Source organism: Amycolatopsis azurea DSM 43854 (genome assembly GCF_001995215.1).
In the GTDB taxonomy this organism is placed as follows: Bacteria; Actinomycetota; Actinomycetes; order Mycobacteriales; family Pseudonocardiaceae; genus Amycolatopsis; species Amycolatopsis azurea.
Genome location: NZ_MUXN01000005.1, coordinates 76,738 through 90,959 on the forward strand (window position 1 = coordinate 76,738; position 14,222 = coordinate 90,959).

The 14,222-nt window shown below is 68.6% G+C and carries 14 protein-coding genes; 7 read left to right on the plus strand and 7 right to left on the minus strand.

Annotation, left to right across the window (positions count from 1 at the left end; genetic code table 11):
* Positions 1 to 2: 2 nt before the first annotated feature.
* Complete coding sequence (locus B0293_RS08245; RefSeq protein WP_005163408.1) at positions 3 to 587, plus strand: PaaI family thioesterase; 585 nt, start codon at positions 3 to 5, stop codon at positions 585 to 587.
* Between the two features lies 1 nt (position 588).
* On the opposite strand, the gene B0293_RS08250 is transcribed toward B0293_RS08245, so the two are convergent.
* A complete protein-coding gene (locus B0293_RS08250) occupies positions 589 to 3,300 on the minus strand; it encodes a serine/threonine-protein kinase (protein ID WP_005163405.1) in 2,712 nt (903 codons plus the stop codon).
* Between the two features lie 134 nt (positions 3,301 to 3,434).
* Here B0293_RS08250 and B0293_RS08255 point away from each other — a divergent pair, with 134 nt between their 5' ends.
* The 6 genes from B0293_RS08255 to B0293_RS08280 all read left to right on the plus strand — a co-directional run bounded on the left by B0293_RS08255 (position 3,435) and on the right by B0293_RS08280 (position 8,422).
* Positions 3,435 to 4,187: an ESX secretion-associated protein EspG gene (locus B0293_RS08255; RefSeq protein WP_245192024.1), complete on the plus strand. Its 753-nt coding sequence runs from the start codon at positions 3,435 to 3,437 to the stop codon at positions 4,185 to 4,187.
* A gap of 126 nt (positions 4,188 to 4,313) precedes the next feature.
* Entirely contained in the window at positions 4,314 to 4,814 is a 501-nt protein-coding gene (locus tag B0293_RS43000; protein ID WP_157376433.1) for a DUF3558 domain-containing protein, read from the plus strand.
* A gap of 23 nt (positions 4,815 to 4,837) precedes the next feature.
* Entirely contained in the window at positions 4,838 to 5,347 is a 510-nt protein-coding gene (locus tag B0293_RS08265; protein WP_077241272.1) for a hypothetical protein, read from the plus strand.
* Positions 5,348 to 5,937: 590 nt separating this feature from the next.
* Entirely contained in the window at positions 5,938 to 6,354 is a 417-nt protein-coding gene (locus tag B0293_RS08270; protein WP_005163401.1) for a hypothetical protein, read from the plus strand.
* An 11-nt stretch (positions 6,355 to 6,365) separates the two neighbouring features.
* Entirely contained in the window at positions 6,366 to 6,911 is a 546-nt protein-coding gene (locus tag B0293_RS08275; protein WP_077241273.1) for a DUF3558 family protein, read from the plus strand.
* Positions 6,912 to 6,931: 20 nt separating this feature from the next.
* A complete protein-coding gene (locus tag B0293_RS08280; protein WP_005163400.1) occupies positions 6,932 to 8,422 on the plus strand; it encodes a PPE domain-containing protein in 1,491 nt (496 codons plus the stop codon).
* Between the two features lie 40 nt (positions 8,423 to 8,462).
* Here B0293_RS08280 and B0293_RS08285 read toward each other — a convergent pair whose 3' ends face one another.
* From B0293_RS08285 to B0293_RS08305, 6 genes are all read right to left on the minus strand, one after another.
* Positions 8,463 to 9,428 carry a glutamate ABC transporter substrate-binding protein gene (locus tag B0293_RS08285; RefSeq protein WP_039919156.1) on the minus strand — a complete coding sequence of 322 codons (966 nt, stop codon included), beginning with the start codon at positions 9,426 to 9,428 and terminating at the stop codon, positions 8,463 to 8,465.
* Positions 9,428 to 10,822: a hypothetical protein gene (locus B0293_RS08290; RefSeq protein WP_039919155.1), complete on the minus strand. Its 1,395-nt coding sequence runs from the start codon at positions 10,820 to 10,822 to the stop codon at positions 9,428 to 9,430. The genes B0293_RS08285 and B0293_RS08290 overlap by 1 nt, the downstream gene beginning before the upstream one ends.
* A gap of 106 nt (positions 10,823 to 10,928) precedes the next feature.
* Positions 10,929 to 11,567: a response regulator gene (locus B0293_RS08295; protein WP_005163389.1), complete on the minus strand. Its 639-nt coding sequence runs from the start codon at positions 11,565 to 11,567 to the stop codon at positions 10,929 to 10,931.
* Entirely contained in the window at positions 11,564 to 12,691 is a 1,128-nt protein-coding gene (locus B0293_RS08300) for a sensor histidine kinase (RefSeq protein WP_005163387.1), read from the minus strand. The genes B0293_RS08295 and B0293_RS08300 overlap by 4 nt, the downstream gene beginning before the upstream one ends.
* Before the next feature lie 8 nt (positions 12,692 to 12,699).
* Entirely contained in the window at positions 12,700 to 12,822 is a 123-nt protein-coding gene (locus B0293_RS44675; protein WP_005163384.1) for a hypothetical protein, read from the minus strand.
* 69 nt (positions 12,823 to 12,891) lie between these two features.
* The gene (locus tag B0293_RS08305) at positions 12,892 to 14,145 is read right to left on the minus strand and encodes a GAF domain-containing protein (protein WP_005163382.1); all 1,254 of its coding nucleotides are present in this window, start codon (positions 14,143 to 14,145) and stop codon (positions 12,892 to 12,894) included.
* Positions 14,146 to 14,222: the final 77 nt, after the last annotated feature.

The window sequence follows — 14,222 nt, forward strand, 5'->3', positions numbered from 1 at the left end:
CCATGAGCCGTATCTCGCAGCCGTGGCCGCCGGTCGAAGTCGAACCGGCGACCGTCCACCCGGAAGCCCCTGAGCCGGGCAGCCCTCTGGGCATCCACTTCGGTGAATGCTTCGGGTGCGGCGACGAGATCGAGGCCGGGCTCCACCTGCATTCGACGGTGGGCGAAGGGACGACGGTGTACTCCAAGTTCACCGTCACCTCCGCCCACCAGGGTGCGCCTGGCCTCGCCCATGGCGGTCTGCTTGCTTGCGCTTTCGACGAGGCGCTCGGCGCGACCGTCGGCAACCTGCTGCGTCGCCCCGCCGTCACCGGGAAGCTGGAGACGGATTTCCTCCGGCCCGTTCCGGTCGGCTCGACGCTGTACATCGCCGCGAAGCTGGACGGCGTCGCCGGCCGGAAGATCTACGTCAGCGCCGACGGACGGCTGGACGCCGAGGACGGCCCTGTCGCGGTGCGGGCGCGGGCGTTGTTCGTGCGGGTCGAGTTCGAGCACTTCAGCACCCACGGGGACCCCGAGGCGCTGCAGAAGCTCGCCGCCGCGCATGAAAAGGCCCAACGCGCACGCGAGTGGGACATCAACCCCTGAGCTAGGTCAGGGTCCTTGGCCGGATCGCGTTCGCCTTGTCGACGAGTTCGACGCGCTGATCGACCGATCCGGCCAGCCGGGCCAGCGTCCGGTAGCAGCGCTCGAGCCCGAACCGCAGATCCCGTTCCTCCAGATCGCAGCCCAGCACCTTCGCGCCCGGCGTCGGCCGGTTCTGCGCGTTGAGCCAGCCGTGCGCGGCTTCGAGCACCTCCGCCGACAAACGCGTGCGGCGTTCGGCGTCGAGCTGAAGGCGCTCAAGCCGCGTCGAGGCGTCGACGAGATCCCGCTCGGACACCATCACCGGGTCCTTGCCGCCGCCGTTGATCCTGGTCTTGATCTTGATCGCGGCCACCTGCGCGGCGACGTAGTGCGAAGACGACGCCGGGACTGCCTCCAGTACCTCGATCGCGCTGGCCCTGGCGCCCTGCGCGAGGTACACGCGAGCGAGCCCGAAGGCGGCGCTGACGTAGGACCGGTCCGTTCGCCACACGAGCTCGTAGTAGCGCGCGGCGCCGAAGTAGTCCCCGACGCCCTCCGCGCTGACGGCCAAAGCCAGCTTCGGTGCGATCTCGCCGGGCAGGTCGTCGTACACCGCTTCGAACGCGACGTGCGCGACGCGGGACCGGCCGCCCGCGAGTTCGATCAGGCCGCGGTACCAGTCGATCCGCCAGTCGTGCGGGAATCCGGCCTTGATCGCGAGGTACTGCGCGGCCTGGAGCTGCCGCTGCGCCTCGACCAGCTCACCGAGCTCGATCCGGGCGCGGACGATGCGCAACCGGACCTCGATCGACTCGCGCGGCGCCCCGGCCAGCGAGTCGATCGCTCCCTTGGGGTCGAGCGCGACCGTCGACGCGAGCACGCCCGCCGCCGGGTCGTCCGTGTCGACCTGCGGGATCGGCAGGCCCGAGACCACCTCGCCCGGATCCGGCAGCGGAACGCTCCCGCCGTGCTCCGGGACGACCAGGTCGACGCCGAACGTGCGGGTCTCCGGGCCGAAGACGGTCGAAGCGCCCGGACGCGGTTTTCCGGTGCCCAGCGCCATGATCTCGCGCAGCACGCCGGTCAGCTGGTCGCCCATCTCCTCGGCCGCGATGAACCGGCGGTCCGGGTCGGTGTGCGTCGCGCGCTTCAAGAAGCGGTAGTACGAACCGAAAAGCGCGAACAGCGGGACGACGTCCGGACCGGGCAGGGTCGTCTTGTACTTGCTGGTGTAGCCCGAGAATTCGAAACTCAGGACGGCGAGCGTGCGGCCGACCGTGTACAGGTCCGACGCCACCGAAGCGCCGTGGGTCGCCAGCTCGGGCGCGCTGTAGCCGGTGGTGAAGAACAGCGGGCTCTCGTAGTCGTCCGTGCGGCGGACCGCGCCGAGGTCGATCAGCTTGAGCTGTTCGTGCGTCTGGATGACGTTGTCGGGCTTGAGGTCGCAGTACAGCAGGTTCTGGCTGTGCAGGTAGCCCATGGCGGGCAGGATCTCGAGCCCGTAGGCGATCACCTGGCCGATCGGCAGCGGCTCCGGGCGCTTTGTCTCGCGGTGGTGCGCGAGCGCGAGCTGGCGCAGCGACTGGCCGCCGACGTACTCCATGACGATGTAGCCGACGGAGTTGCCGGTGTCGCCGTCCGGATGCTGCACGAAGTTGTGGATCTTGACGATGTTGGGGTGCTCGACCTCGGCGAGGAACCGCTGCTCGTTGGCGGCGGCCGCCATCGCGGTGGCGTCACCGGTGTCGATCAGGCCCTTGAGCACCACCCAGCGGTCGCTGACGTTGTGGTCCTGGGCGAGGTAGATCCAGCCGAGCCCGCCGTACGCGAGGGCTCCGAGCACCTCGTACTGGCCGCCGACGATCTCGTTCGGCCGCAGCTTCGGGACGAAGGAGAACGGGTTCCCGCACTTCTCGCAGTTGCCTTCCGGCGAGCCGGGTTTGCCGTCCTTGCCGCGGCCGACCTTGGCGCTGCAACTGCCGCAGAAGCGTTTCTCCTCCGACACCATCGGGTTGTCGAGGACGGCGGACGCCGGGTCGCGGTACGGCACCTGCGGGACGTCTACGAGCCCGGCGCCGAGACGGCCGCGACGAGAGGTGCGCGACGACGTCCGGCGTGCGGTGCCGGGGAAGGAACCCGTTCCGGTTCCGGTGCCGGTGCCTCGGCTTCCCGATCCGGTACCGGTGCCGGTGCCCCGGCTCTCACTGGACCGTTCGGGGAGGACGCTTTCCGTGCCCGGGTCCGGCAGCGGGCCGGGTCCGTGGTCGACGCGCGGCGTCGGCGGCATGATGCTCTGCGTCTCCGGCGTCGGCGAGGAGAGCACGCTGGTCGGCTGCGGGACGTCCGCGGGTGCCTGCCAGGCGGGGCGGACGATCTGGGTCTGCGGGCTCACGGGGGCCATGTCGCCCGGGGGACGCGTCGGGTCCTCGGCGCCGGGGATCGGCCGCTGCTGCCCGCGCGGCGGAGTCTGCGGACGCTGGACCGGCGCGTGAATGATCGTGCGCTCGGCGTCCTTCTCCGGCGGGGGCGCAGGCCTGGACTCCTGACGGGGCTCTTGCTGGGGTTCTTGCCGGGACCGCGGCGGTTCGGAGAAGTCGAGCCTGCCGGAAATGGACGGTTCGGGCGTTTCCCAGCGGACCGGCGCCGGCGGCGTCCAGGAGGCGGGCTCCGCCTCGCGCTCCGGCGTGGCGTCATCCGGCGCTGCGTGCCGAGGACGGCGCGGCTCTTCCGACACTGGTACCTCCCGAATCCCCGCGACGGCGTCGCCCCTGATCCTAGACGTGAGCAGGCAGGTCCTGCCCGCGCCGGGTCGAACCCGCTACGGTTCGGGAGCGAACCGATTCAGCAGGTGATGAGGGGGAGGGACCGGTGCCTGCGTCATTTTCGATGTCGATGGCCCAGCTCGACGTCGTACTGGAGGAACTCGGGATCGGCAGATTCGTGCTGCCCTTCGAGATCCCGACCGTCGGAACCACCGTCACGGAACGCGAGCGGCACTGCGAGGAGGTCTGGACGGGCCTGGCCGACCGAGGCTTCGCACGCGGCCGCGAACTCCTGCGCGACTACGAAAAGACGCTCCGGCTCTGGGCGACGGGCGACTTCGTCGTCACCCTTGAGGCGCACGAGGTCGAACAGGACTCCGAGTACCTCTATCGGGGTGCGTGGGACCAGCGTCTGGGCGTCGTGAGCCAGCAACGCGGATTCGACATCCTCTTCGAGCCGGTTTACCCCGAACAGGTGGTCGCGACCCTGCTCGGCTATCTGCCGTCACTGCCGCCTTTCCCCGGGCGGGTGATGACGTCCAGCACCCTTCCCCCGGCCAAACGACCGGACGACCCGTTCAACGAGGACCCCGGCAACCTCCGCCTGGGCGCGGCCGGCCGCTTCTTCGAATTCCCGCTCGCGCGACTCGGCACGCTCGGCATCACCCTGCGCGACGATCGGGGCAAACCGCAGCAGAAGAGCGTCCAGTGGTTCGACAGCGTTCAGGGCCGCTTCATGCTCGCCACCGACCGCTTCCCCGACGGCGAAATCCGCCGCACGTTCACCCCGACGAGCGGCTCTCACCTGGCACGATGGATCCACGACCTGGTCGAAGCCGCCCGCGTCGGCAGCGCGTGATCCTCGCCGGAAGGCGGCCTTCGCGACCGTCGAGCGCGAGAACGGGTCGGCCATCAAGACCTTCGACGGGACAGATTCCAGATTATGAAAGCGTCAACACGCCCGGCACTTGCCGCTGCGGCAGTCATGACCGTCGCTGCGCTGGCCGTCTCATGCTCTTCCGAAAAACAGAGCACATCCAGCCCAGCGCCGGTCTCCTCCGTTCCCTTCAGCTCCGAAAAAAATCAAGAGGTCTTCGCAGGAATGGATTCGTGTGAAGTCCTCCGCTCGACCACCTCGGAGTCGACGTTCGAAAGCTACAATCCCGAGACGCTTGAAAGTGACAACGGCTGCCGAGCAGAGAAAGCGCGGTACGGGAACGTCGCTCTCTACTTCGTGGGCAACGAGGGCATCGACGGCCTACAGTCCAACAAGGGGGCAAAGATCAGCACGAAGGTCGCCGGTCGAGAGGCCGTCCGATTAGCCGGAGCCGCCGGTCAAGGTAACTGTTTCATAGGAATTTCCGTGACGTCCAGGTCACGCGCGACAGTGAACCTGACCTTGTCGAACGGGTCGGACGACCAAGCTTGTACAGATGCCGAAGTGATCGCGGAAAAGCTTGCGCCGAAACTTCCCCAGGGCAACTGACCGCGCAGACCGACGAGGGAGCCATGACGAATGATTCGAACAGCCTGCCCACAAGGCTTCGTTTGGGCGCGGCCAAGATCTTGATGTCAGGGCGGCTCTCGGCGATCGCCATGGCCGTCGTCTCTGTCTCAGCTCTCGCGGCGTGCACCGTAGCTGGCAAGGACTCCCCGGTCCGTGCACCGACATCGTCGTTGAACGTGCAAGAGTCAAGAGAATCGGCGAAGGACATTTTCGCCGATTTGAAGGCATGCGACCTTCTTGAGCCGATGACTTCGGCCCAGGGTTTCGACCCTGTCCAAGTCGAAACCTATGAAAGCGAGAACGGTTGCGGCGCGCTCAAACCCCGATACGGAACTGTCGCCGCCTACCTGATACCGAACGCGGGCATCTCCGTGATGAAGCCGGACGGTGGCCAACTCGTACCGACGAAGATCGATGCGCGAGCCGCCATTGAGATTCCCGGGAGCGGCGGCAAAGGCGATGCCCGTGCCATCGCCGAGCAGATCGCGCCCAAGCTGCCAAGAGGGAACTGAACGGATCACGAAGGGTCCCGCGGCGACCGACTCACCGAGAAGGTGATCGAGGACGTGTACTGGGCTCTTCAAGCACCCAGACGAGTGAACCGACCGCCGGAGACGGCGCCCAGCCTCTCGCCCGACCACATCCCCCGGCCCACGGCCGTAGCCACCACCGCGAAGAACTGCTGCCGAAGATCCCCAGCCCAGCGCTACCTCCGGCCGACGTCGTCGAGATCCCAGATTTTGGAAGAAGCACCAGCGTAATGCTTACTGGGGAGACGAACCAGCAAGCCTGTCGCCCAGGTGCGGCCGATCGCCGCACTGCTGCCCAGGAACCAGACAGCGAACGCACCATGGTTACGAGAAATCTAGAACCGGTCACTCACCAAGGTCGATTCCAAGCAACCCACCCTCACCGGGACGCCACAAGCTCCACCCCTGACGACCAGCTCTCACCTGGCACGATGGATCCACGACCTCGTCGAAGCCGCCCTGCATGGGCAGAGCGTGATCCTCACCAGAGGAGGGCCTTCGAGGCCGATTCCGCTGATATCGTGATCTGACGAGCGCTACGAGTAACCAGGACTTGGTACAGGGGAGAGACCATGACTGTCGGAACCGGCGGACCACCGGGCGACTTCTCGAAGATGCTGGGCGACTTCTCGGTGCAGGCTGACGCGATGGTGACGGCTGCGAAGGAGGGGAAATTCAAGGTCAGCGAAGAGGCAGGGGAAGCGTTGAAGACCGCTATCGACGACTACATCGATGACTGGACTTTCAACCAACCGGAGTTTCAGCGGCTCGCCGAAAAGCCGAAGTTGGGGAACGGCCCCTACGCACAGCAGGTCGGCGATCATGCCGTACTCGTCGCAGACGGTGACGAGCTATCCGCCAAAACGCAGCTGGACGCCCTGCGCGACGTTCTCAACCGCGCCAAAGAAGCCATTGAGACCGCGAAAAAGAAATACCGGGAGCAGGACACCGGGGGCGCCGATCAGCTCAAGCAACTTCACGAGGACTGACGAGACATTTGATGGTCATCAAGAAAAGTTTCATCGCCTTGGCTGCCACGCTGCTTATCGCGGCAGCCGGTTGCTCGCCTGAACGCTCGGGTGTGGCGACGCCGGCGCCGAGCCCGCCCGTGAACCCGACCTCGTCGCCCTCTGGTTCTACCTCGGGGAATGTGTTCGGCGATCTCAAAGCTTGCGACCTCCTTGAACCGACGACCTCGGCGAAGGGCTTCGACCCTCCAGCAGCGGAGCAAGCCGAAAGCAACAATGGTTGCGCGACGCGTAAGAAGCGCTACGGCTCCGCACGGCTCTACCTCGTCGCAGAGGCGGGAATCGATCAGCTGTCCGCAGGTCAGGGGACCAAGAACCCGACGAAAATCGGCAATCGGGATGCTGTCGAAATCCCTGGTGATGCCGGTACTCAATCCTGCACCGTGGCTGTCGCAGTTACCTCGGGCTCTCGTCTGACAGCTTCTACCGGCCTGAACGAGGGTACGAACGAAGAAGCTTGCGCGCTCTCCCGGGAGATCGCAGAAGCCGCTGAGCCGAAACTGCCTAGAGGCAACTGACTGCGGAACGGGGAGGGACCATGGTCAATATCGGGCAAGACGACTTCGACAGCAAGTTCTCTGCGCTGGGCAAGACCGGCCGCACCTACGAAGGAAAGCGCTACTCCGAAACCTACGACGAGGTCAACGCCGGTCCCGGTGGCAACTCCCTCACCGCGAGACTGACTGCCGAACAGCAGGCGGGCCAGTACTCCGCAGAGCAAGCCGCGTCACTCTCGCAGGGACAGCAGTTCCGAACCGGCCTTTCGCCGTCTGAGCAACGTTATGAAGCTGTCGCACATGGTGATCTCAGGCGGATGGTGACGGACAATCTCGAAGCCGAAGACGTCGACCGTAAAGGTGAGCTCTGGAACAACCAGGGCAATTCCCTGAACACCTTCAGCAACGCCGTCAAAGCCGCGATCGGCAAGGAAGGCGAACACTGGGAGGGAGACGGCGCCAAAGCCGTCACGGACTTCTTCTCCAACGTCAGCAAGTGGGCCGACACCGCGGGCGACGGCGCCTACCTCGCGTCCAACCGCTTCTCCCAGTCGGCGGCCGCGGCCACCGCGGCGAAGAACTCCATGCCCGAAGAGGTCCCCTTCGATCGCAACGCCGAGTACAAGAACGCGCTGCAGCAGCTCGGGAGCGGGAACTTCGCGGGCGCGGTGGAGACGGTCGGCAACATCTCGGCCAAGCAGGAGCAGTCGTTCCAGGCGCACCAGCAGGCCGCGCAGGTGATGCACACCTACGACCAGTCGCTCTTCGACGTCAATTCCAAGCAGCCCACCTTCGCCCCGCCGCCGGAAATGGGCGATTCGACCACGGCGTCCGGGTTTTCCGGGGGTACCGAGGCGAAGGGCTTCAGTGGCGGACCAGGACCGGGCCAGACGGGCGGGCCGGGTTACACAGGCGGGCCGGGCTACACAGGCGGGCCTGGGCCGACGTCGGGGCCTGGGCCCGGGATCACCACGGGCGGCGGGCACACCGGGGTGCCGAATCCGGGGCAGCCGCTCAGCGGGCCGCCGGGGTCGTTCCGGCCCGGGCCGACGCCGGGGCTGGCGGCCATGAACGGTCCCGGTCCTTCCGGTCTCGGACGGCTGGGCAGCGAGCAGTACCGCGGCAAGCCCGGCCGGACGCCGAGCGGGCCGGGCGGTAGTGCGGCGAGCCGTCTGACGAGCGGTGGAGGCGGCGGGTTCGGGCGCAACGGCGGATCGGGCAACGTCGCCGAGCGGCTCGCGGGCGGCAAGGTTTCGGCCGGTGAGGCCGAGAAGCTGGCGGGCAAGGGCGGCGGGTCCGGGTCGGGCAAGCTGCCCGAGGAGCGGATCACCCGGGGCGGCGCGGCGGCCGCGGGCAAGAGCGGTGGCCAGGGCCCGATGGGGGCCGGCGGTCCGGGTGGCAAGGGGCAGAAGGAAGAGGACAAGGAAAAGAAGGCCCCGAACTACCTGCAGGAGGAAGACGCCGACGTCTTGTTCGGCGGCTACGACGGCGAAATGAAGCCGGTGCCGCCGGTGATCGGCGAGAAGTCCTGAAAGACGGGCCGTTCGGGAGCGAATCCCGAACGGCCCGTTCTCACTTGTACTGAGGCGAAGGCGGCGTCCCGCCTTCGAGCTTGTTCCCGATCCATTTCGCGTAGCTCGTCTGCCACGCGCCACCGCGCACGTTCTCCAGCACGGCGTTCACGTACCGCACCATGTCCTCGTTCCCCTTCGGGACACCGATGCCGTAGTTCTCCTCGCTGAACCGGTCCCCCACGATCTTCAGCGTCGGGTCCTGCGCGAGCATCCCGGCGAGGATGACGTCGTCCGTCGACACGGCCTCGACCTGCTTCTGCTGCAACATCACCAGGCAGTCCGACCAGTTGTCCACCGAGACCGGCACCGGCTTCGAGGGATCCGCCGCGATCTTCGTCAGCGAAGTCGACGTCTTGGTCGCGCACACCCGCCGGCCGCCGAGATCCGAGAGCTGGGTGACCTTCGATCCGGATTCGACCAGGATCCGTTGCCCCGCCTGGTAATACGCCGTCGAGAAAGCGACCTTCTTCAGCCGGCTGCACGTGATGCTGTAGGTCCGGACCACGATGTCGACCTGCTTCTTCTCCAGCACGTCTTCCCGCAGTTTCGACGGGATGGCCCGGAACTGCACGCGGCCTTCCGCGCTGCCGAAGATCGCCTTCGCGATCTCGTTGACCATGTCGATGTCGAAACCTTCGAGCTGGCCCGACGTCGGATTCCGGAAACCGAACAGGAACGTCGTCTGGTCGACGCCCGCGACGAGTTTGCCGTTCTCCTTGATCTTCGCCATCGTCGAGCCACTGGTGATCGACGTGCCGTTGGTCGGCCGCAGGCTGGCCAACGGGTTGCAGCTCGTGTCCGCCGTCCCGCCACCGCCCGCGTTGTCGGCACCGCCGACGTTGGCGGGCTGCGGCGGCGCGACGTCGCCGGCGGGAGCCGGGTCGACCGGCGCTCCCGCGCTGCCGCAAGCCGTCGCCAGCACCAAGACCGCGCCGAGCACGGCCGTTCGCAGACCGTTCCGCATCACCGGTACTCCCTCAGCCGTTCACGGATTCCCAAGGCGGCCCCCGCCGCCGCGATCAGCGCCAGCACCGCGATCCCCGGCGCGAGCAGGGTCAGCGCGCGTTCGCCGCCGCGGGTGTCGTCGAGGAATTCCTGTCGTCCCACGTTGATCGCGGCCACCAGGTTCTCGTCGAGCCGCAGGAACGCCCCGGCCGCGCCGTCCTTCTTGTCGTCGCGGATGGCCGTGTCGACGGCGTCCTGGTAGAAGCCGTCGTCGTCGAGGCGCCGCACTTCGCGGTGCGCCTTGAACCACGCCGACGCCGCCTGGATCGACGCGTCCACCTTGTCCGCGGCCGCACCACCCGCCGCGAGGCCGCGGACCTCGCCCAGCAGGCCACCCTGACCGTCCGTACCGCCGAGTTGCGCGGCGAGATCGCCGAAGTCCTTTTCGTACGCCGCGCCGTCGCCGCGGGCGACGAGGGTCAGCGTTTCGTCGGCTCGTGCCTGGAGCGCCGCGATCCGGGCGCGGACGAGGACGTCGACCTGGTGCGAACCGTCTTCCTCGCCACTGCCGACGAGACTGCTCTGCACGACCAGCGCCACCGCGCCCCACAGCAGGGCGACCACCACCGACACCGTCGCGACGACGAGCCCGACGTTCAGCAGCCGGTTGGTCTTCCGGGTCAGGTGCACCTGCGTGACGATCAGCGCGGCGAGCAGGGCGAGCAGCAAAGCCGTTGCCAGCCAAGGGAATCCGGTCGCATCGTCCTGTTCGGCGGCGAGCCGGTCGGTGTCGATGCGGTACAGATCCTGTGCGGCGGGAAGGATTTTCGCCCGCATCAGTTCGGACGCTTCACGCAGATACGAGGCACCGACGGGAAAACCCTGCCGGTTGTAGGTGCGCGCCGTCTCGATCAGTCCTGTGTAGACAGGGATCTCACGACCGAGGGTGTTGATCTGCTCGGCCGCTTCGTCGACGCCGGAAGAGTCCGACGCCGCCTTGGCCAGCGCTGCACCGGCCTCCGCGACGTCGCGTTCGTACCGCTGGCGCATCGGGAGCGGCTCGGTGCCGATCGAGAGGAACGAACTGGCCGCTGTCGCGTCCGCGTCCGAAAGCGCGCGATAGACCTGCTGCGCGGCGGCCGCGAGGGGTTCGCGGTGGTCGATCAGGCCGTTGATCGTGTCCTTCTTGTCCTGCGCCGCCAGCGCGCCGAACAGGCCCGCGACCAGCGACAGCAGGACGAGCCCGATCGCGATGACCGACAGTCTGCCCGGCGTGGTCGCCGCGGACCGGATGATCGCGCGGATCCCGTTCCCCGGCAGTTCGAGCAGCCCTGCGATCCCGCTGCGGCCTTCCGGCGCAGGGGGCGGCGCGGGGTTGCCCGGTGGCCCCGGCCGGGTCACAGTGCTCGTCATCGCCGATCCTCCCCATTGGCTCTACCCGCACAGAAGGTATCCGAGTCGGGATCGGCGCAGCCAGTGACACCGGCGTGTGTCATCGGCACGTGATCTCCGGGCAGGGTCAAAGGCCTTTTTCCAGGCCGTACCGCACGGCCTCCGCACGATTGCGCACACCGATCTTGGCGAAAGTGTGGTTGATGTGGCTTTTCACGGTGGCCTCGCCGATGAACAGCTCGGCGGCGATTTCCGGATTGGACAGGCCGCGCGCGATGAGGCCGAGCACTTCCGCTTCGCGCGCGGTGAGGCCGTCCGGGAACTCGGCCTTCGCCCGGGTGACCGTTCTCGATTCGAGCGCGGCGACGAGCCTGTCGGACACTTCGGCGGCGAAGATCGCTTGCCCGTTGGCGGCGGAGCGGACGGCGGCGCCGATCTCGGCGCGGCCGGCGTCCTTGGTCAGGTAGCCGCGGGCTCCGGCTCGCAACGCGTCGGCGATCGAAGCGTCGTCCGCGTAAGTCGTGAGGACGACGACCGCGACCTCCGGGTGATCGCGTTTGAGCAGCCTGGTCGCGGCCACCCCGTCCAGGACGGGCATGCGCAGGTCCATCAGCACGACGTCGGCCGCGGTGTGCCGGAGCAGGTCGAGCGCCTGCCGCCCGTCGCCCGCAGAGCCGGCGACCTCGACCCCGTCGATCAGCCCGAGCAACGCGACGAGCCCTTCGCGCATGACCTGCTGGTCATCGACCACGACCACCCTGATCACGCCCGCACCACCGCCTCCACCGTCCAGCTCCCGTCGTCCGGGCCCGCGGTCAGCGTGCCACCGGCGAGCGCGAGCCGCTCCCTCATCCCGGTGAGCCCGAACCCGCCGGACTCCTCCATTCGGACGGTGTCGCCGAGTTCGTTCCACACCCGCAAGCGGACCTCCGACGGCGTGAAGAGCAGCCGGAGCGACACCGCTCGCCCGGAGGCGTGCTTGGCCGCGTTGGTCAACGCCTCCCGCGCGACCCCCACGAGCGAGACCACCTGGGCGGACGGCAGCGGCCGCTGCTCCCCCGAGACCTCGTAGGACACCTCGTCGTGGTGCGCCTCCGCCAGCAGGCGCAAGGCTTCGGCCAGCGACGGGACGTCACTGCGCAGGGCCGCGACGGCGTCCCGCGCCTCGGCGAGCCCGTCCGCCGCCAACCGGCGGGACAGCCGGATCCTGCCGAGCGCACCGTCCACATCGGACTTCTCGGCCAGCAGCGCCTCGGCGACCTCCAGGTGGATCCCCAGCGCCCCCAGCGAATGCGCGAGGACGTCGTGGATCTCCCTGGCGATGCGGGTGCGCTCGTCGAGCGCGGCGGCCCGCGCGTGTTCGCTCTGCGCCAGCTTGGTCTGCTCCAGCAGCGCGGCCGCCTGTGACGCCTGCACCTCGTACTGCCGCCGGTTCAGCCCCAGCAGCATCAGCACGAGCAGGACGCCGACGTTGCCGAACACCAGCGGTTCGGACGCGCCCGCGACCAGGCCGGTGACCGCCGCGAGGCTCGCGTCGAGCCCCACCACCCCCAGAATGGCGGCCACCGACGGCTCGGTCAGGGTGGCGAACCGGCTGACCGTGACCACCGCCAGCACGATGGCGGAGGAGTCCTCCGCCCAGCCGAGCGCGATCGACGGCGCGACGCTCGCCACCGCGAGCAGGACGGTCGCCACCCGGGGGAAACGCGGAGAGGCCGCCACGAAGCCCAGCCAGCAGGCCCCGCAGACGCCGTACGCCGCCCAGATCCAGGCACTGGACTCGCGTGCGGTCAGCAGCACCACCACGACCGCGGCCGTGCCGAGCAGTTGGACGACCAGCCAGCTCGGCGCGATCGTGTCCGGCAGCAGCGGCCTTTCCCGCTTCCCCATGTGCCCCCTCAGTGATCGCTCAGCCGCGTGATCATCTCGACCAGGATCAGGCGGTACGCCAGGAACCCCAGCAGGACGACGACACCTACCACTACCAGCCCCAACAGGCCTTTCGCGTTCATTTTTCCCATGGCTCGAACGTTAGGCACGCCGAGGGGTGGACCGGGACCGTCGCCGGGTTGAGCCGGGGGGTGGAGGTTTCAGGCGCGGACGGCGGGCGCGACGGAGTACGGGAGGACCTCGCCCCCGTCGGCGGGCCGTTCGACGACGACCTCGACGCCGTCGTCGAACCGGTACGGCCTGGCCAGCAGGATCCCGCCGAAATGCCGCCTCATCCTGGACATCTCCGCGCGGACGGTGACGGTGCGGCCGGCGTCGCCGAAGAGGTCGAGCGACAGTTCCGACGCCGACCTTCCTTCCCTGTGGAGAGCGAGGACGTACAGCATCTCCGCGTGCCGCGGGCTGAGCCGATGCGCCCAGGTGCCCGCCGCGCCGGAGACGCGCAGCGTGCTTTCCCGCGACGACTTGAGGTCGAGGACGACGCGGGTCGGCGGCGCGTCCTCCTCGTCCGCGACCCGGACGAGCCAGCCGCCGGGCAACGGCTCCAGCAGGCAGTTCCCGTACGTCGGCAGCCAGGTCCGGCCCGGGGTCGCGTCGTTCGGCAGCGCGATCCGGCCGACCGGGACGAAGCCCGCCGAGGCCGCGACCCAGCCGTGCGGGTCGGCGATGACCGCCCGGCCCTTCAGCTTGGTGAGCAGCGGCGAAGCCAGGCCGCGCAGCCGTTCGAGTTCCGAGAGATGAGTGGTGCGCAGATGCGCTTCGGCGAGCTTCGCGACCGCGTCGACCAGGGCCAGCGTCGTCGGATGCACGGTGGAGGCCGGGCCGGAGAGGTCGACGGCGCCGAGCAGCCTGCCGTCCCTCGGATCGTGGAGCGGAGCGGCGGCGCAGGTCCAGTCGTGCTGGTTACGGACGTAGTGCTCGGCGGAGTAGACCTGGACGGGATGTCTGGCGACCAGCGCCGTCCCGATGGCGTTGGTGCCGGCGGAGTTCTCGTGCCAGTCGACGCCCTCGACGAACCCGAGCGCGTCGGCGCGGCGGCGGACCGCGGTGCTGCCGTCGCGCCAGAGGACGCGGCCGTCGGCGTCGACGACGGCCATGATGTGCGCGGCCTGCTCGGCGAGGCTGATCAGGCCGCCGCGCAGGGCGGGCAGGACGGCGGCGAGGCCGCTCTGGCGACGGCGGGCCTCCAGCTGTTCCGGGGCGAGCGCGGGCACGGGGGCACCGCGTTCCGGGTCCAGGCCGAGACGGCGCATGCGCCGCCAGGACGCGCCGATGACCGCGCGCGGGTGACCCGGGAGAGTGGTCCCGGCGAGCGCGGCCGCGTGCACCTTGGCGAGGGCGAGCGCGTGCCGCCGCGGATCCGCGCCGACCGGCAACGCCGCCTCCAGCTGCACCTGGCCTACTCCTCTGGTCCGTTTCGGCCAGTGTGCCCGGCGATCCCGGCGTTCGGAAGGCCTCTGTGACCTGGGCG